Raw genomic sequence first — 19,056 nt, forward strand, 5'->3', positions numbered from 1 at the left:
AAAATAAGTTTTAGGGGGTTGATAAATATGATTTTAGAAGATTTAGAACCAATGACTGATCAAGAGTGTCAGGCAGTTAGTGGTGGTTTTTCTCAATTTTTAATGGGTGCCGTGTTAGCGGGGATAGCAATTCCTGTTATTAAAAATTTATGAAATAGTGTTTCAGGAAGTATTAAGTTACCAGGTGGTATTGAAAGTAAATGAGATAGTTCTAAAGATGATAGTAAAGATTCAGCAAAAATTAAAGATGAATTTAATAAATTTCAAGAAAAATTAACACATTTAATACCGCCTTTTTATGAATTTTAAAGAACTTAATAATACAAAAAAACCAAGAGAAAAAGCCATTAAATATGGCTTTGACGCTCTTAGTGATAATGAATTATTAGCAATTATTTTGCGAACAGGAACTAAAGAAAAAAATGTATTATTTTTAGCGCAAGAAATAATTACTAATTTTAATGGTCTTGAAAATTTAAATAAAGTAACTATTAAATCTTTAATGAGTATTAAAGGTATTGGTGTTAGTAAGGCTTTAGAAATTTTAAGTTGTTTAGAAATAGTAAAAAGAATAAGAACTATTGAAAGTCAAAAAAAATATTTTAAAATTATTATTCCCGAAGATGTTTTTAATTTAGTTAATGCATATTATCAAAATTTAACGCAAGAACATTTTTATTTATTATTATTAAATAATCAAAATAAATTAATTCATCAAAATTTATTATATAAGGGTACTAATGATACTATGAAAATTGATGTTAAAGATATGTTGCATCTGGCACTTATTCATAAATCAAGTAAAGTAATTTGTATTCATAATCATCCTAGTGGTAATAGTGAACCCTCACTATCTGATTTATATATCACCGAAGAAATTAAAAAAAATTTTCAGGTTTTTAATATTACCTTAGTTGATCATATTATTATTGGCAAAGGTAATTATTTTAGTATAAATTTAAATAAAAAATATTATAAGCTTAAATAAAAACTTAAAAAAATACATTACTTAAATTTAAAAATATAGTAAAATTATTATGGTTTAGTGTGTAAATAATATTTAACTTACCAAGAATGGACTAGTTATTAAACATAGTTTGTTATTAGATATTGATAAGAAAGGAGAAAATTATGTCAACAATTAAACCTAGCAATGAATCATTTACTGCCCAACCGTCACTATTTGGAAAAATTATGGTTTATTTATCTTTTGTTTTAATATTTCCAATAATTTTATTTATTGTTTCTCGTAATAATTTTCTAAGATTACAACAATCAATTGAAGAAACTGCTTCTGATATTGATGTACAATTAAAGCGTCGTTTTGATTTATTAACAAAATTAGTAGATGCTACTAAAGGTTATATGAAATTTGAAAAAAGTACATTAACAGATGTTGTATCTTTACGAAGTGGAAAAATGGAAACAATGAGTGATCTTTCAAAAGCAGATAGTGGACTTAATGCAGCTTTTGGAAAATTTAATGCTTTATTAGAAAATTATCCTGATTTAAAAGCAAATACTACTGTTTTACAATTACAATCAGGTGCCAAAGATTGTGAAGATAATATTGCTGCTGCTAGAAGATTTTATAATGCTAATGTTAAAGTGTTCAATAGTAAAATTAAAACCTTTCCAAGTAATGTTGTAGCATCAACATTAAATTTAGTTTCAAAAGATTACTTTCTTGCATCAGATAGCGATCGTCAAGATATTAAAATTGACTTATAAAATTAAATTTATTTTTGAAAATATATTTAAATTAGTTTTTTATCCCTTTCTTTAGACAAATAAATTGTTTTGAATAAACATTTATGATTTGTTTGAAGAAAGGGTATTTTATTTAAAATTAAAATTTATATTAATTAGATTTAATTATTTTATTCTTTATTTCATTTTTTATTTAAGAAAAATTATATTTTGGTATAATCTAACTCATTAAGTAAGTTCTTAATAAATATTAAAGAAAGTAGTAAAGTAATATGAATATTTTTTTTCAAATTTTTTCAAATTTTTCTTTTTTAATGTTTTTATTATGAATTTTTTTGTTTGAATATTTATTTTTTAAAATTATTAAAAATAAATTAGTTATTAACTATAAAATATTAAATTTTCAAAGAAAACATGTTTTTGGTAATATTAGTTATCAAAAGATTTTTTATTTATTATTATTAATGTTTTTATTAACGCAAGTTTTACCATACAATATTGTTTTTAATAATAGTTTACAAGTTACTAAAGTTTATCGTTTTCAAAATTTTATGATGTTAAATTATTTCATTTCTATTTTTACACTTTTAACTTTTTATTTTTTTATTTTTAGTTTCTTTTTAGGAATTAATAATAATAATATGGAAAAAAAATATACTTTACAATTTATTAGTTTTTTGTTTCTTTTTATAAATTTATTTTTCAATTTAGTTGCTATTCCTAATCAAACATTGAATTTATTAAATGCTATTAATATTTTTTCTGTCATTCCTTTTATTTTTATATATATTTTAGTTTTTCGTTTATTTTTAAATTTTTTTAAATGTTTTTTTACTTTTAGTATTACGCAAATAATTAAGTTAACTTTATTTATTTTTAATTATCAAGGTATTAAAGATATCTTCATTAATAATGAAAATAAAATTAATATTTTAGTTTTTTTAAAACAATTATGAAGTATATTTTTATTACTTGCCGAAAATGAAGAAAACTATACTTTGTTGTTAAATACTACTACTAATAGTAGTAATTCAAAATTATTAGTTTCTGATATTTCTATAATCAATACTAAAGTTATTAAAAGAAACATAAGTTTTAATGGTAAAAATAAAAAGGTTTTTTTAAAAGATAAAATTTTAAAAGACTATATAGTTGTTAATGGTTGAAAAATGAGTTTAATTCAATAAATTTAAAACATAATACATATAATAAAAATTAATTTCATTTTACAATTAGTAAAAAAAAATATAGTGATGAAAATAAGTACGTTCTTATTAAAATATTTAGTAAGTAAACAATTGATTTGTATTTTTACAAAAACGTAAAATACCATTTTAAAATACTAAAAATATTATTTGTTAAAAAATAAATATTTTTAGAATAGTCTTAATTTTAAAAATCACAAAATGCCATTATATCCTTACAAATAATTATCAATAATTATATTTTAAAAGTGCATTAAATAAAAAAATAATTAAATATTTTATTCAAAAGCAAAGGAGAAAATAAATATGTTTGTATGAAATTTTTTAGAAATTGTTGCTAAGTATACAAAAGATGATGCTACTACTACTGGTGGTACTCCAATGTTAAGTATGTTAATAGTATTTATTTTGGTAGTTGGTGCTTTAAGTTTATTAATATTCATTAGACATATTCCATAATTAAATTTAATCAATTGTCAATAATACTTTTTATAAATTTTTTAGTGTTATTAATTATAAAAGTTAATATTTTCCGAAAAAATAGTTTAAAAATAAGTTTCTATTTCGAAAATAAAAAAATGTTAATAATATTTTTATATTAACTTGATAATAATTTCAATTTTAAAAAATATATTTTTGATTTTTTTTATTTTAATGGTTTTATTTTATTAAAAATTTTACAAAGTAAGTTAAATCTTAAGTACATAAGTCTAAATTTACTTTTTCTACATTTATTTACTAAAATTTTGAATCTTTTTAATCAAGCAAAAACATGTTCAACTTTGATTCTAATTTTAGATACAATCTTATTATATTTTCTTTCTTGTTTAGTTAATTTTTTATTTTTTCTTTTTTTAATTGGTATTATTGTATTTTCATAAATATTTTGTATACCTTGATATCCTAAATCACCAATAATTATTGTATTTTTAGAAAATACAAGATTTGAATTTTTTAATATTTGAAAATCATGCACTTTGCCATTATCAGCAAAAATATCAACAATATTTTTATTAAAAAAATCATATACAATTTGAAATTTTATAGAATACATTCAACTTTTACCAGAAAAATATTCTAACTGTAGTTTTTTTTAGTTGGTCTTTCAATTTCAATCTCAGTTGAATCAATTAAATAAAATTGAAATTCATTTAAATTTTCTTGTTTTTTATCATTTTTTGATTTATATTTTTCTTTTAAAAATTGATAATCTCTATCATTACTAAGTTTATTTTCAACTCAAGTAATATTTCGAAAACAGCTTGAAGGACTCATTTTATATTTAATACTCATTTGAAAAAAAGTATAATATTCTTTTCAATATTCAAGTGTCATCATCAATCTTTCTTCAACTGAAAGTTTATTTTTTCGACCTTTAGTTTTTTCTAATTTTTCTATTTCAATTAATTTTTCTAACATTTCATTAAAATGAAAATGTTTTATACCAAAATATCTATAAAATTTATCATTTTTTAATTTTTTTAAATTTTCAAAAGCCATATTTATCAACACCTTATTAATTCATTAATAAAATAAATTATAAAATTATTACTTGATTTTTCAAAAAAATAATTACGGAATATGTCTATTATATATAAAGTCATAAAAAAAATTAGATCAAAGTCAAAAAAATAATAAAAAAGAATTTTAAATTCAAAAAAGAAAGGATTTTTTAAATATGTTAAAAAATTTTAAAAATGTCGTTAAAGAAAAAGTTTTTCATATTTTTAATACTGATTATGTTGTTAATAATAATCATGAGTATTCTGAATATGCTATTGGAATTGGAAATTTAACAAAAAGCTTTAAAAAATTTGTTGCAGTAGATAATGCCACAATTAGTGTTCCAAAAGGAACTATTCATGGTTTTATTGGACCAAATGGTTCGGGTAAAACAACTACTATCAAGTGTTTAGTGAGTGCAATGTTAGTAACTAAAGGTGATTTACTTATTTATGGAAAAAATGCTTGAAGTGTTGCTGCCAAGAAACATATTGGTTACATTCCTGAAGCAGCAAAATTTCCACGAAGAGTTAGTACTTATGAATATTTAGTTTCAATGGGTGAAATTAGTGGTTTAACTCATAAAGAAGCAAAAGTTAAAACTGAAGAAGTTTTAAAAAACTTGGATTTATGAAAATTTAAAAAACGTAGTCCTAATGAATATTCTTTAGGCATGAAAAAAAGGTGTTATTAGCACAATCATTATTAAATAATCCAGATGTTTTAATTTTAGATGAACCAGCTGCTAATTTAGATCCAACAGCTAGAACCGAATTATTTAATGATTTAAGAAAATTACGTAAACAAGGTAAAACCATATTTATTTCATCACATATCTTGTCAGAATTACAAAATTTAGCTGATGAAATAACAATATTGAATTATAGTAAAGTAGTTTATCGTGGTCAAATTAATCATAGTGAAACTAAATATGAAATTAGTTGCAATGATAATGATAAATTACAAATTGCTTTAGAAGAAGATCAATTTTCTGTAGAAAAAACATGTAAAACTTTATTAATAACTATTAATTGTCAAGAAGACATTAATAAAATTTTAAAAATTGCTTTAGATAACAATGTTAATATCAATTTATTAAAGCCATATATTGTTGATTTGCAAACAATGTATGAACGTATTGTTATGGAAGCAAATCAAAAGAAGAAAGGAGAATAAAAAATGCCAATATTTCGTTATACTTTTAAAAAAATTTTAGTTTCTCCATCAACATGAATAGTTTTTATTTTAACAGTAATCATTTTAGGACTTAATTGAGGTCTTAATGCTTCAGGTATTATTAATAATGATTCAAATACTAGTTGAACTAGTGAGTTAGTAAAATTATTTTATTTATCATCTTGAAAAGGAATAGCTTTTTCTGGTTTTATAGGTTTGATGTTACTTATTTTTATTGGTATTAAATCTGTTCAAATCTTTCGTGATGAAATTGAAGATGGAACATTATTAATATTAGTATCGAAACCAATTAGTCGTAATCGAATTTGATTTGAAAAATGATTATCCTTTCAAACAATTGTAATTTCATATATATTTTTATCAATATTTCTTGCAAGTATTATATTAATGTTGCCTGGTATTGGTGATACAACATTGTTTGTGACATTATTGCCATATTTATTTATTTTATTTGGTATTGCTTTAATTTTTGATTTAATTTTTACTTCAACAGCATTATTAATTTCTTTAGTTTTAAATGCAAAAGCAACAATTGCTATTACAATAATGTTTGCTGCTTTAAGTAGTATTTTTGCTTAAGGAATTGATGGTATGATTAGAATTTCAAAAGATTATTTTGCTCTTTCACAAGCAGTTGCTGTTTATCATCAAATAGAAAATAAAGTTAGTTCTAATGATTTAAATTGATTTAAAAGTGAACAAACAAATAATTCTTATATAAATGAAATAGAAAAGATAATGAAGAAAGTTTATCAAAATAGTATTAGTGATATTGATTATCCTAATAACTATAGTCCAGAAAGAGAACAGTTAGTTATGAATGAGATAGCTAATGGTTTAATTAAAAAACCTTATACTAATGATGATATTAGTTTAATTAAACATATCATTAATATTTCTAATGTTTTTCGTCAATGAAAAGAACAGAGTTATCAAGAAATAATGACCGGAGTTGGTGTTGGTAAAAATCATATTAATCCAAATTCACTAATTAAACCAGGGGATAACGGTGTTAATTATACAGTTGAAAATGTTTTTACCTCATTAAATAAAAAATTTACTAAACAAGAAATTAATGATTTTAATAGTAAAATAAGTCAAAAGAGAATTAGTCGTTATTTTAATATTTTTTATCAATGATCTTATTTATTTAATGGTATTATTAATGAACAAACATCATTATATGTTAATCCATCTATATTTCAATCAATTGATGATCCATATCTTATTTCCTTTAATGAAGTTAATGGTCAAGTTGATAGTAATTCAGGAAATCATAAAATTATTAATTTTCCGGTTTTAATATCAATATATGTTATATTGGGTTTAGGATTATTAGCAGGTAGTTGATACTTATTCAATCGTAGAGATTTTACTTAAAAAGTATAATATAAAATATTTTAATATTTATATTAGTTAGTTTTATTTTTAGATAGCATGAAGTTAGTTCATGCTATCTATTTTTAAAATAAATGAATTTGTAACTATTTAATTATATTAAAACACTTAAAATATAAAAAAATAATTATCAAAATGATAATATGTAAATCATGTAAAATTAATCTAGAAAAACTTAAGAGTATTAAGGAGATGTTTTAATATATGGCAAAAGAGGTTAAAAAAGGAAAAATTATTACGGCTATTGTTGGTGGTACTACTTTAGTTGGTGGAGCCACTGCTGGTAGTATTGCAGTTGATGTGTAAGATAAAATGTTGAGAACATCTTTAGTTGGTGGAGCCACTGCTGGTAGTATTGCAGCAACTGTTGAAACAGAAGAAGTAGAAAACGAAGAAAAAAAATATAATAATATAAAAGGTTTTAAAAATATATCTGGTAAAAATAATTTTATTAGTAGTATTTCTAGTTTAACAGTAGATGATAAAGGTGTGGTATGAGCAACAAAGACTACAAATGGATTGTATAAATTAGAAAATGGTGAACAATTTACCAAAATTAACGTCTCTGGTATTGATGAACGCGGTAATTTTTATAGTTTATTAAGTTTAAATGGAACATTTTATTTAGGAATATTAGAATATATGGGAACCGGCTTTTTATATAAGAGTAATGCCATCAAAGATAATGTAATAGAATTTAATAAAGTTCCTGGTCGTGGGTGAAAAAGGAATTATGGATTTATTACAAATTTTATAAACATTAGCAATGGTAATATAATTTATGCTGCAGCTAATACAAGTAAGACTACGAGTTATTTATACTATACTACTGATAATTGAGCAACATGTTCTTGATTTAGTAACATTGAAACTTTAATTACAAGTTTAGCAGTATCTAGTAATCAAACAGTTTTTGTACCAACAAAAACTGTTGAAAACAAAGGTAAATTATATAAATCAACAAGTGGAACAACATTTATTGAGGTACCTGGTTGAAAAGAAAATAATGGTGAAGTTCATAGTTTATTAACTGTTAATGATATAGTTTATATAGGAACAAAAACTGGTGTTGGTCAAGGTAAATTATTTAAAATTACTAATGATGGTATTATTCATGAGATTACAGAATGAGGCAAAGATGCTGGTGATATTGGTGAGATTCATAGTTTATTAAATATTAACGGAATTATTTATGTAGGAACAAAAACTGGTGTTGGTCAAGGTAAATTATTTAAAAGTAAAAATGATAATAATTTTGAATTAATACCTAACTGAGATATAAGTAATGGTGAAGTTTTAAATCTGTTTAATATTAATAATGTTTTATATGTAAGGACAAAAGTTTCAAAACAAATTAGTTATTTATTTAGATGAATATAAAATTATTTTTTTATATCTAGTTGAAGTTAGACTTTAATTAGATATTTTTAAAGTTATATTAAATAATTTTACTAAACAAAATAATTAATATTTATTAAATTATCTATACTGTAATTGACAAATATATACTATGATATATAATTTTTATATATAATAAAAATGATATTATTAATTTAAATTAAGAAATAAATTAATAAAATTTTAACAATATTATAAAATTATAAATGAAGATTAAAGGAGGTATATAATTATGAATTTTAAAAAAATATTATCTGTAATTACACCATTAAGTATTTCAACTTCAACAATTGGAGCGGGGATTATATATTATGATAATTTTGGTCAAGAAAAATTAATTACTAATATAAGCGAAATTAATTTGCAAAATATCATCGTTGAACCTAATTTAGGACAAGTTAATAGTGGAAAAAATGAAATTCCAACAAAAGCGGCCTTATTAATAAACATTAAAGAAGCAAATCCAGAAGCTAGTTTATTAACTATTAATGATTTTGATATTGTAAAAGAAGATAAAAATAACGTTACAATTAAAGGCAAAGGTAATTATATAGGAGAAGTTAATTTATATTACACCGTTACTAACTTTATTAATAAAAAACTAACAAATGAGAAAATTTATGCTTTAGCAATTGATTCACGAAATAATATTTTTAGAACACAAGAAGATAAAGTTTATAAACTTACTGCTACAGGAATAGAAACTTTAATGGATGGATTGGATTCAGGTAAAACTGCTAGAAATATAATAGTTGATGCAGAAGATAATGTTTATGTTGGAACTGATAGTGGTGTTGTTTACAAAAGTGATGGTAAAAATAGATTTGTAAAAATTTCATTGCCAGATTCAACAAATTGAATATGAGCTTTAACAGTTAATAAAAAAACCGGCATTGTTTATGCTGGTAACGATGATGGTGTATATAGCATTGATAAAAATGGTAATGTTAATCATATGTTAGGAACACATGATTATATTAATAGTTTAGCAGTAGGTGAAGATGCTTCTGTTTATGCGGGTGCTGATAATCGTGGTAAAATTTATAAAAGCTATGATGGTATAAGTGAATTTAAATTAATTAAACAACGAGATGATGCTGGGTCAATGAAAAGTTTAGTAATAGATAGTACAAATAATATTTTTGCTGGCTCTGATAATGGTAATGTTTATAAAATTGATAATGGTAGTATGTATGCTAAAATGTTAGAAACAAACCATGAAATTAAACGTTTAGTAATAGATAAAGAAGGTAGTTTATTTATTGGTGTTGACTCAAATGAAGTTTATAAAAAAGTAAAAAACTCATCTATATTTTATAAAATGATAGGAATAGAAAATGGTTGAGAACATATTCTTGCTTTAACAACTGATCAAGGTGATAATTTATATGCAGCAGGAACTGAAGGGTACTTATATATAAGCAAAAATTTTAATTAATATTTTAGAAATTATAAAAATAGTTTAAATTGAATTTATTGTAATTATTAACAATTAAAATTTTTAGTTAAAGGAATATTTTATTTGAGTATCAAATAAAATATTCTTTTTTTTAATTTTTTTTAAACTTATAAAATTTAAAAAGGAAAAAACTATTTTTTAAATAAAAATAAGTTTTAGGAGGTTGATAAATATGATTTTAGAAGATTTAGAATCAATGACTGATCAAGAGTATCAGACAGTTAGTGGTAATTTTCCTCAATTTTTGATGGGTGCCATGTTAGCAGGAATAGCAATTCCTGTTATTAAAAATTTATGAAATAGTGTTTCAGGAAGTATTAAGTTACCAGATAGTTTTTATTGTAAATCGTTATATAAAAATAAAAAATATTTATTAATTAATATAAAATTACATATTTTTTTTCTTAAAAGAATAAATAACACTAAAAAATGACTTTTACTATAAACATTATGTATACTGAAAAAAGAATGTATAATAATAACAGAAAATAATTTTTATTTTTGGAAAAAAATTTTTGAGGAGGAACGATTATGAGAAATATAAAAACGTTGTTAAAATTATTAGGAGCAGTTAGTTTAAGTACTGTTGCAGCAAGTTCAGTTGTGGCTTGTGGAGGAGGAGCAAATCCAAATCCTACACCAACTAAAGAAATGGATGTTCAAGTTAAAAAAGATTTTGGTTTTTTAGATACAAATGCTAATTCACTAGTTAAATTGAGTATTGATATTAATGCAACTAGTAAATTAGCATCATGAAAATCTGAACAATTAGCAATTACTGCGACAGCTTTATTAAAAGGTGATACTGGTGAGCAAAAAGCTAAGTCAAATGATGCTGCGAATTTTTTAGTTAATGTTTTAAAAATTGAAGCAAAAACTGGTGAAGGTGAAAACAGAATATTTGAGGTTAAAAAAACAAATGAAATTAGTATCAATGTTCAATCATATTCACCTGCAATTTCTAAGAAGGCAGATAATGCTGATTATGTAGTTACTGGTGGAACACTAATTTTTAATTTTCAAAAAAATAATAAGTCATTAGGTGATAATTTCTCATTAGATATTTTGGGTCAATCAGATCAAGGATTAGTTACATCAATTTTACCAACTACAATATCAAATGCTAATTTTGAATCTATTCCTGGATTTGCAGTTGGGGAACCAAAAGCAAAATTTCCAGTTGGTACAGATTTAACACAATATTTTAAAACTACTGAACTTGAAGGTAAAACAGTAAAAAGTATTGCTGACCTTATTAAACAAGGTGCTTTAAAAATTAAAGTTAGTGAAGCTGCAGAAGGTACAGGAAATTTTGTTAAAGGAAATACCATAAAAGTAAAAATATCAATTGGTGATATTCAATTTGCTACTGAAGAGACTTTATTTATATCTTAATTATTAAAATTAATAAATATAACAAAGAAGAGTGAAATTTCACTCTTCTTTTTATATAGTTATATTTAATTTTATTTAAATGGAGAACTAAAAGGATTACTATTTTGTTTTCTATCTCAATGAGAACTTCCAGCATTTTGATTACTTTTATTTTTCATTTCTTCATTTCATTGTTTATCTTGTTTTTTAGGGATTCACATTGAATGGGTAGAAGGTGGAGCATAATAAACAGTTTTTATGTTTTGTGCTATTTTATTTTACTTGCTTTTATTTCTTTATCATATAAAACATCACCAGAACAAATGCCACCCTTTGTTGTTCCTTTAGTCTTTGTTTCTATGGCAAATCTATTTCTTAATCTTTGATCTATTTCTAAATTAGTTACTTCATTTCTATTAGCATAGTTGTGCTTTTTTAATTGTTGTTCAGTAAGTTTCACAAATGATTCTGTAACTCCACATATTGTTTGTTCTTCTAGTACAGTTTCTTTTAATCTATTTTGTTGATTTTGCAAATGATATTTAAGTTGTTGTCTTTCTTGTGTTTTAGATTTAAACATTTTTCTTCCATCTTCCTTTTTAAATATAAAAAAACTATTTACTTTTAAAATTAAAGTAATTAGTGGATGGGTTACACTTTATTGGACACTAATTACGTAGACAAGTTCACAAATTAGTTAAAAGAAAGGAAAATAATTATGGCCAATATTAACTCATATTCAGATGAATTTAAAAAACAAATAGTAGCTTTATATCAAAGTGGCAAGTCAGTATCTTGTCTTGTTAAAGAATATAACGTTACAAGAGCGGCTACTTATAAATGAATTAAGCAATTTACTAATTCAGGCAGTTTTAAAACCAAAGATAATCTTTCTGATTTAGAAAAACAATTAATTCAAGCAAATAAAGAATTAAAACAATTACGAATGGAAAATGATATTTTAAAGCAAGCAGCACTAATAATAGGCAGAAAATAGAAATTATTGCAAATAATAAATCTAAATATAAAATTCGCACAATGTGTCGTTTTTTAAAACTCTCTAAATCAACATATTATTTTAATTTAAAGAAAAAAAATAAAAATCAAAATAATATTTATGATGAAGCTGTTATTAGTGCTTTTAAAGAAAATAAAGAAGTTTATGGTACTAGAAGATTAAAAGTCATACTAGCAAACCAAGAAATTTATTTATCACGCAGAAAAATTAAACAAATTATGAATAAGCATAATTTAATATCAAAATACACTAAATTATCATTCAAAAATCATCATAATAAAGTCAATGATAGTCAAATTACCAATCTTGTTAATAGAAACTTTAATAATAAAATTAAAAATGAAGTTATTGTTAGTGATTTAACTTATGTTCAAGTTAATGGTAAGTGAAACTATATTTGCTTATTAATAGACCTATTTAACCGCGAAATTATTGGACATAGTGTAGGTACTAAAAAAGATGCATCATTAGTATATCAAGCATTTATGCACTCAAATCGCTGTTTAAAAGATATTGAAATATTTCATAGCGATCGCGGTAACGAATTTAATAATAAAACTATTGATAAACTTTTATTAGCATTCAACATAACTCGATCTTTAAGCAAAAAAGGCTGTCCTTATGACAATGCTGTTGCTGAAGCAACTTTTAAAACTTTCAAAACTGAATTTATTAATGATAAAAATTTTACATCATTAATCAAATTAAAATTAGAATTATTTGATTATATCAATTGATACAACAACATAAGAATTCACAGCACCTTAAACTACCTAACTCCAGTTAATTATCAAAAACAAGTGTCTACCAAAAAACAGTCCTAAAAAGGGTTGCCATTCCATATTTTTTTAAGAAAAATAAAAAAATATTTTTATAATATAGTTTATTAAAATACAATTCTATTTTTATGTTTAAAAATAATTTGTTTAAAATATAAAAAATATGCTACAATATATAGGCTTAATTTAATGAAAATAAGCAACACATTTGTGAATTCATTGCCTAGTGCTTTTTAATTAAAAAGTGGCCAATGTTAGAAATAAATGGAAGAAAAACAAATTAAAAGGAGACAATATGTCAGTTGTAACACGTGAACAACTCCTTGAAGCGGGAGTTCAGTTTGGTCACCAAACTAAAAGATGAGATCCAAAGATGCGTAAATATATTTTTGGTCAAAGAAATGGTATTCATATTATTGATTTACAAAAATCAATGCGTAAATTAGATGAAGCTTGTCACTTTGTTAAAGAAACTAGTGAAAATGGTGGTAAAGTTTTATTTGTAGGTACAAAAAAACAAGCCAAAGAAGCTGTGCAAGAACTTGCAATTAGTTGTAACTCACCTTATGTAACAGAACGTTGATTAGGTGGTAATTTAACTAATTTTAAAACTATTAAATCAAGTATTAAAAAGTTAATTGATATTGAAAATAAAGAAAAAAGTGGAGAAATTAAACTTTTAACAAAAAAAGAGCAAATGTTAGTAATTAAAGAAAAAGCACGTTTAGAACGTAACCTTGGTGGTATTAGAAATATGTATAAATTACCAGAAGCTATTTTTGTTACTGATACTATTACTAATAAAATTGCTGTCGAAGAAGCAGTTAAACTTGGTATCAAAATTATTGCGATTTGTGATAGTAATTCAAATCCAGATAATATTGATTATATTATTCCTGGTAATGATGATGCTACAAAATCAATTACTTTAATTACAAAGAAAATTGCTGAAGCTATTAATGAAGGACAAAGTGTAAAACCAGTTATTGATAAAAAAGAAATAGTAGTAGAAGAAACTACTAGTCTTGATGAAAATAAAACTGAAAATGGAATTGAAAAAATAAAGAATAAAGGAGAATAGTTTATATGTCAGAAGTTAAAGTAGATGTTAAATTATTGAAAAAATTAAGAGATACAACCGATTTACCAATTACTGATTGTAAAGAAGCTTTGATGGAAAAAAATAATATTTTTGAAGCAGCACTTTCCCTATTAAAAATTAAAGGTTTAGCAAAAGCAGAGAAAAAAAGTATTAATAAAGCCACTGAAGGGGTTACTAAAGTTGTTATTAGTGGTAATAATGCAATTATTGCTGAATTAAATTGTCAAACTGAACAAGTTGCTGATTTAGAAGATTTTAATGATTTATTTACTAAGATTTTAGAAACAATTTTAAAACATCAACCTAAAACTATTGAAGAAGCTTTAATGTTAAAAGCTGATGGAAGTAGTGAAAGTTTAAATGATGAGATAAGATTTGCTATCGCTAAATTAGGTGAAAATATTGTTTTAAATCGTTTTCAATATTTAAGTAAAAATAGTGATGAAGTTTTTGGTTCATATGTCCATGGTGGTGGTAAATATAGTGGTTTAGTTATTATCAAAGGTGTTGATAAGGAAAGTGATATTCCAAATAATGTTGCTATGCAATTAGTATCAGCAGATGCTAAATATATTGATATTGATCACATACCCGCAACAGTTCGTGATAAAGAATTATCAATTATTAGTGAAAAAACAAAAGAAGAAGAAAAATTGAAAGCAAAAAAACGTCCTGATAATATTCTTGAAAATATTATAAGAGGTCGTTTTGAAAAAGTATTATCTGAATTAACTATTGTTGATCAACTTTATATTAAAGATAATACAATTAAGGTTAAAGAGTATTTAACTAAAAATCATGCTACAATTATAGCTATGATACGTTATCAATTAGGTGAAAAAATTGATAGTTCTGCCAAATAAACATTTAGGAGGTAAATAAAGTGAATTTTCAAATTATATATTATATTGCATTAGTAATGTTTATATTATTATTAGTTATTCTTGTTTGAGGATGATATAGTTTTAATAAACCAAAAACAACTATTAAATTTTTGAATTTAAAATTATTAGTAGCAACATTAATAGTTGGGGTAATTGGTTTAGTTATCTCGATTGTTCCAATTGGAATGCAAGTTTGAACATTTGAACCAGAATATATTAAATCTGATCCTGCTTTTTTAAGTTTATTAATAGTAGAGTATATATTTTTAGTTATCATGTTAGGATTAGCATATATTTTTAGTTTTGATTTTGGTATCGCAGTTGATGAACATAATATTTATTTCTTTGGACAAAGCGTTAATACTAGTAAAATTGTTGCATTGGAACAAAAGAAAAATGTTTTAAAAATTGTTTATGAACAGGGTATTAAAAAAATTAAAAAACGTTTAACAATTATTACTCCACAAGCACAACTTTTTGTTAAAGATAATTTAGCACAAAAAGTTATTGCTAACGTTGAATTAGAAACTGTCGCTGAAAGCGCAAATAATGATTCATTATCTAGTGATAACAGTAAATAAATAAGAAGCCACAAAGCAATCTGTGGCTTTTTATAATATTAAATTTAAGGAGGATGATCAAAAATGGAACAATTTAAATATAAACGAATATTATTAAAAATTAGTGGTGAAGCTTTAGGTGATGGTAGTAATGAATTATATAATAATGAAAGTATTGATAATGTTTGTCAACAAATTCAAACCCTAGTTAAGGCAAAAGTAGAAGTTGGTTTAGTAATTGGTGGTGGTAATATTTGACGTGGTGCTAAACAAGGAGAAAAGATTGGTTTAAAAAGAATTAATGCTGATTATATGGGAATGTTAGCAACTATTATGAATGCTTTGGTAATTGAATCAAAGTTAAAAGCTCTTAACGTAAAAGTTATTGTGCAAACATCATTAGAGATTAATCAAGTTGCTGAACCTTTTTATTACAAAAAAGCTATTAGTAGTTTTGAAAAAGGCTATGTTTGTATTTTTGCTGGTGGTACTGGTTCACCGTACTTTACAACGGATACTGCAGCAGCACTTCGTGCTACTGAAATTAATGCGGATATATTATTAATGGCAAAAAATGGCGTTGATGGTGTTTATGATAAAGATCCAAATATTAACAAAAATGCTATTCGTTATTCACATTTATCATATCAAGATATTACTAATAAACAATTAAAAGTAATGGATTTAACTGCTTCAACAATGTGCATGGAAGCTAACTTGAAAATTATGGTATTTGATATTAAGGTTGAAAATAATATCATTAAAGCAGTACAAAATAAAGCAATTGCAACTATTATTAGCAATCAAAATTAACAAATTAAAGGAGAGAAGATAATATGAAACTATTAGATTTTATTTTATCTATTTTACAAAAAAGCAAAACATCAATCAGAATTTTATTTCCAGAAGGTGATAATGAAAAAGTACAGGCAGTAGCTTTAAAAATTATTAATGATAATTCACCTGTTAAAAATTTTATTACACCAGTTTTATTATTTAATAATGATAAAGAAATTCCTAGTAATATTAAAAATTCTAATATTAAAACATTATCTATTGAAGAAAATCAAGTAACAAATTTTACTAATCAATTATATGAATTAAGAAAAGCAAAGGGTTTAACTTTAGAAGCAGCTAATAAATTGGTATTAAGTCGTAATTACTATGGAATGATGTTATTAAATAATAAAGAAGTTAATGGTTTTGTTGGTGGTATTACTTTTACTACTGCTGATATTTTACGTCCGGCTTTACAAATTATTGGAACAAAAGCAGGTACTAAAACTGTTTCAAGTACATTTATTATGAATAAAAATGAAGAAATATTTTTATTTAGTGATGGTTCAATTAATTTAAATCCAACAGCTGAACAATTAGCAGATATTGCAAAATCTACAATTCACTTTGGCGAACTTTTAGAATTTAATCCAATTAAATTAGCAATGTTATCTTATTCTACTAATACTAGTGGTAGTGGTGAAAGTGTTGATAAAGTACGTAATGCTACTAACTTTGTTCAGCATTTAAAATTAAAGAATGTGCAAGTAGCAGGACCAATTCAATTTGATGCTGCTTGAGATCAAGAAGTGCGAAATAAAAAATTCCCAGAATTAACAATTAAAAATCATTGTAATGCATTTATTTTCCCAACTTTAGATGCTGCTAATATTGGTTATAAAATTGCCCAAAGATTAGGTGATTATAAAGCTATTGGTCCTATTGTTTTGGGTTTAAATCAGCCAGTTAATGATCTTTCTCGTGGTGCTACTATTGATGACATTTATTACACAGCATTGATCACTGCTATTCAAACATTAATTAAGAATTAATAAGGAGATAAAACAAATATGTCAGAACAAAATAAAATTTTAGTTATTAATGCTGGAAGTAGTTCTATTAAATTTCAACTTTTTAATGCTATTAATAATGATAAACAACCTCATTTTACTATTCTTTGTAAAGGTTTAGTTGAAAGGATAGCTATTAAAAATAGTAATTTTATTATTGAAATTGCTAATGGTGATAACTTTATTAAACATGAAGTAACGAAAGATATTGCCGATCATGTTATAGGAGCACAAACAGTTATTGATGCATTAATTGAGTATAAGGTCATTAATAATTTTGATGATATTAAACGAATTGGTCATCGTATGGTTCACGGTGGTCAAAAATTTAATAACTCAATTGTTATTGATGAGAAAGTCATTGCTGGTATCAAAGCATGTATTCCATTAGCACCATTACATAATCCACCAGCTTTAAAAGGATTATCATCTTTTCAAAAATTAGTTCCACATGCTAAACATGTGGCAGTATTTGATACTTCATTTCATAGTACTATTCCTGAAGAAAAATATCTTTACTCAGTTCCATATGATTGATATAAAACATATGAGGTAAGAAGATATGGTTTTCATGGTACTAGTTATCGTTATATTTTAGATAAATTAACTAATATTTTAAATAAACCAAAAGATAAGATTAATGCTATTATTTGTCATTTAGGTAATGGTGCTAGTATTTGTGCTATTAAAAATGGTAAAAGTTTTAATACTAGCATGGGATTAACACCATTAGATGGTTTAATTATGGGTTCTAGAAGTGGTATCATTGACCCTTCTATTCATGGTTATATGTGTAATGTTAAAGCAGAAGCAACTATTGAAACTATTACTAATGATTTAAATAAAAGTTCAGGTTTATTAGGAATTAGTGGACATTCTTCTGATTTACGTGATGTTCTTGCAAGTAGTAATGATAAAAACCATAAATATCATTTACAATCACAATTAGCAATAAAAATGTTTGTTCAAAGAATTGCTAATTATATTGTTCAATATGGTAATGATTTAGATAGTAATATTGATGCATTAGTATTTACAGCAGGTATTGGTGAAAATTCTGCAATTATTCGTCAATTAGTTATTGAGGAAATTAAAGTGTTTACTTTAAAATTAGTAACTAATAAAAATAATGATAAGTATAATGATTACTTAGAAATTAGTGATAAACAATCAGAAGTTCCTATTTTTAAAATTAGAACAAATGAAGAATTAATGATTTGTCAAGATACATATAATTTATTAAAAAATATTTAAAAAATGAAAAAAATATATTAAGGTTTTTTGTTTTGATATATAATGTTTAAATTAAGTGAAAATACTTAATAATTATCAAATTTTAATTAAAAATAAATACTTTAAAGATTCAAGGAGAAAAAAGTATGACATATAAAGACATTAAAGAAAAGAAAATTTTTAAAATTTTTGAAAAAGATGAAATTGAAAATTTTGATAAAAGCATGATAAATAAAATAAATAATTATGACAAAAAAAATAAACAAACTAATAAGCCGTTCTTAAATAATAATTGAGATACTTGTCGTGGCTTATTAGAAATTAATAAATATCATCATGATCATGATGGAAGTAGTCGATCAGCAATGGCAATTTCAGTTTCTTAAAAT

At 23.5% G+C, this 19,056-nt stretch carries 25 protein-coding genes; 21 read left to right on the forward strand and 4 right to left on the reverse strand.

What is annotated here, in order from left to right:
• The first annotated feature begins 27 nt into the window (after positions 1–27).
• The 5 genes from AACK96_RS02820 to AACK96_RS02840 all read left to right on the forward strand — a co-directional run bounded on the left by AACK96_RS02820 (position 28) and on the right by AACK96_RS02840 (position 3,374).
• A complete protein-coding gene (locus AACK96_RS02820) occupies positions 28–309 on the forward strand; it encodes a hypothetical protein (RefSeq protein ID WP_338974936.1) in 282 nt (93 codons plus the stop codon).
• Complete coding sequence (gene radC / locus AACK96_RS02825; protein WP_338974938.1) at positions 299–988, forward strand: RadC family protein; 690 nt, start codon at positions 299–301, stop codon at positions 986–988. Before AACK96_RS02820 ends, radC begins: the two co-directional genes overlap by 11 nt.
• A gap of 143 nt (positions 989–1,131) precedes the next feature.
• Positions 1,132–1,731, forward strand: a complete 600-nt coding sequence (locus AACK96_RS02830) for a LemA family protein (protein ID WP_252319773.1) — start codon at positions 1,132–1,134, stop codon at positions 1,729–1,731.
• A 251-nt stretch (positions 1,732–1,982) separates the two neighbouring features.
• Complete coding sequence (locus AACK96_RS02835; protein WP_338974939.1) at positions 1,983–2,897, forward strand: hypothetical protein; 915 nt, start codon at positions 1,983–1,985, stop codon at positions 2,895–2,897.
• A 324-nt stretch (positions 2,898–3,221) separates the two neighbouring features.
• Positions 3,222–3,374, forward strand: coding sequence for a hypothetical protein (locus AACK96_RS02840; protein WP_338974941.1), 153 nt, complete (start codon positions 3,222–3,224; stop codon positions 3,372–3,374).
• 187 nt (positions 3,375–3,561) lie between these two features.
• On the opposite strand, the gene AACK96_RS02845 is transcribed toward AACK96_RS02840, so the two are convergent.
• On the reverse strand, positions 3,562–3,969 hold the full coding sequence (locus AACK96_RS02845; RefSeq protein WP_338974943.1) for a transposase family protein: 408 nt from the start codon (positions 3,967–3,969) through the stop codon (positions 3,562–3,564).
• A gap of 23 nt (positions 3,970–3,992) precedes the next feature.
• On the reverse strand, positions 3,993–4,415 hold the full coding sequence (locus tag AACK96_RS02850; RefSeq protein ID WP_338973316.1) for a transposase family protein: 423 nt from the start codon (positions 4,413–4,415) through the stop codon (positions 3,993–3,995).
• Between the two features lie 178 nt (positions 4,416–4,593).
• Here AACK96_RS02850 and AACK96_RS02855 point away from each other — a divergent pair, with 178 nt between their 5' ends.
• The 8 genes from AACK96_RS02855 to AACK96_RS02890 all read left to right on the forward strand — a co-directional run bounded on the left by AACK96_RS02855 (position 4,594) and on the right by AACK96_RS02890 (position 11,265).
• On the forward strand, positions 4,594–5,112 hold the full coding sequence (locus tag AACK96_RS02855) for an ATP-binding cassette domain-containing protein (RefSeq protein ID WP_338974945.1): 519 nt from the start codon (positions 4,594–4,596) through the stop codon (positions 5,110–5,112).
• Entirely contained in the window at positions 5,103–5,594 is a 492-nt protein-coding gene (locus AACK96_RS02860) for a hypothetical protein (protein ID WP_338974947.1), read from the forward strand. Before AACK96_RS02855 ends, AACK96_RS02860 begins: the two co-directional genes overlap by 10 nt.
• A gap of 3 nt (positions 5,595–5,597) precedes the next feature.
• Positions 5,598–6,194, forward strand: a complete 597-nt coding sequence (locus tag AACK96_RS02865) for an ABC transporter permease subunit (RefSeq protein ID WP_338974949.1) — start codon at positions 5,598–5,600, stop codon at positions 6,192–6,194.
• 12 nt (positions 6,195–6,206) lie between these two features.
• Positions 6,207–6,995, forward strand: coding sequence for a hypothetical protein (locus AACK96_RS02870; RefSeq protein ID WP_338974952.1), 789 nt, complete (start codon positions 6,207–6,209; stop codon positions 6,993–6,995).
• 330 nt (positions 6,996–7,325) lie between these two features.
• Positions 7,326–8,393: a hypothetical protein gene (locus AACK96_RS02875; protein WP_338974954.1), complete on the forward strand. Its 1,068-nt coding sequence runs from the start codon at positions 7,326–7,328 to the stop codon at positions 8,391–8,393.
• 250 nt (positions 8,394–8,643) lie between these two features.
• Positions 8,644–9,849, forward strand: a complete 1,206-nt coding sequence (locus AACK96_RS02880) for a hypothetical protein (RefSeq protein ID WP_338974956.1) — start codon at positions 8,644–8,646, stop codon at positions 9,847–9,849.
• Positions 9,850–10,042: 193 nt separating this feature from the next.
• Positions 10,043–10,315, forward strand: coding sequence for a hypothetical protein (locus AACK96_RS02885; protein ID WP_338974958.1), 273 nt, complete (start codon positions 10,043–10,045; stop codon positions 10,313–10,315).
• An 86-nt stretch (positions 10,316–10,401) separates the two neighbouring features.
• A complete protein-coding gene (locus AACK96_RS02890; RefSeq protein WP_338974959.1) occupies positions 10,402–11,265 on the forward strand; it encodes a hypothetical protein in 864 nt (287 codons plus the stop codon).
• 71 nt (positions 11,266–11,336) lie between these two features.
• On the opposite strand, the gene AACK96_RS02895 is transcribed toward AACK96_RS02890, so the two are convergent.
• Together AACK96_RS02895 and AACK96_RS02900 are read right to left on the reverse strand one after the other, a co-directional pair.
• Positions 11,337–11,465: a hypothetical protein gene (locus tag AACK96_RS02895; protein WP_338974961.1), complete on the reverse strand. Its 129-nt coding sequence runs from the start codon at positions 11,463–11,465 to the stop codon at positions 11,337–11,339.
• A gap of 47 nt (positions 11,466–11,512) precedes the next feature.
• Complete coding sequence (locus AACK96_RS02900) at positions 11,513–11,824, reverse strand: hypothetical protein (RefSeq protein WP_338974962.1); 312 nt, start codon at positions 11,822–11,824, stop codon at positions 11,513–11,515.
• A 138-nt stretch (positions 11,825–11,962) separates the two neighbouring features.
• On the opposite strand from AACK96_RS02900, the gene AACK96_RS02905 reads away from it, so the two are divergent.
• The 8 genes from AACK96_RS02905 (at position 11,963) to AACK96_RS02940 (ending at position 19,053) form a co-directional block, all read left to right on the forward strand.
• Positions 11,963–13,086 (forward strand): IS3 family transposase gene (locus tag AACK96_RS02905; RefSeq protein WP_338973306.1). Its coding sequence is split into 2 segments (ribosomal slippage): positions 11,963–12,206 and positions 12,206–13,086, totalling 1,125 coding nucleotides; the frame shifts between segments, so codons are not numbered across the junction.
• A 250-nt stretch (positions 13,087–13,336) separates the two neighbouring features.
• Positions 13,337–14,122, forward strand: coding sequence for a 30S ribosomal protein S2 (gene rpsB, locus AACK96_RS02910; RefSeq protein WP_338974963.1), 786 nt, complete (start codon positions 13,337–13,339; stop codon positions 14,120–14,122).
• Positions 14,123–14,127: 5 nt separating this feature from the next.
• Positions 14,128–15,006 carry a translation elongation factor Ts gene (gene tsf / locus AACK96_RS02915; protein WP_338974964.1) on the forward strand — a complete coding sequence of 293 codons (879 nt, stop codon included), beginning with the start codon at positions 14,128–14,130 and terminating at the stop codon, positions 15,004–15,006.
• Between the two features lie 20 nt (positions 15,007–15,026).
• On the forward strand, positions 15,027–15,608 hold the full coding sequence (locus AACK96_RS02920; protein WP_338974965.1) for a hypothetical protein: 582 nt from the start codon (positions 15,027–15,029) through the stop codon (positions 15,606–15,608).
• A 63-nt stretch (positions 15,609–15,671) separates the two neighbouring features.
• Positions 15,672–16,400: a UMP kinase gene (gene pyrH / locus AACK96_RS02925; RefSeq protein WP_174481596.1), complete on the forward strand. Its 729-nt coding sequence runs from the start codon at positions 15,672–15,674 to the stop codon at positions 16,398–16,400.
• A gap of 23 nt (positions 16,401–16,423) precedes the next feature.
• Entirely contained in the window at positions 16,424–17,416 is a 993-nt protein-coding gene (gene pta, locus AACK96_RS02930; RefSeq protein WP_338974966.1) for a phosphate acetyltransferase, read from the forward strand.
• An 18-nt stretch (positions 17,417–17,434) separates the two neighbouring features.
• Positions 17,435–18,688: an acetate kinase gene (locus AACK96_RS02935; RefSeq protein WP_281749270.1), complete on the forward strand. Its 1,254-nt coding sequence runs from the start codon at positions 17,435–17,437 to the stop codon at positions 18,686–18,688.
• A gap of 125 nt (positions 18,689–18,813) precedes the next feature.
• A complete protein-coding gene (locus AACK96_RS02940; RefSeq protein WP_338974967.1) occupies positions 18,814–19,053 on the forward strand; it encodes a hypothetical protein in 240 nt (79 codons plus the stop codon).
• The last annotated feature ends 3 nt before the right edge of the window (positions 19,054–19,056 follow it).

This window comes from Spiroplasma endosymbiont of Tricholauxania praeusta (genome assembly GCF_964019535.1).
Lineage (GTDB): Bacteria > Bacillota_I > Bacilli_A > Mycoplasmatales > VBWQ01 > Spiroplasma_E > Spiroplasma_E ixodetis_A.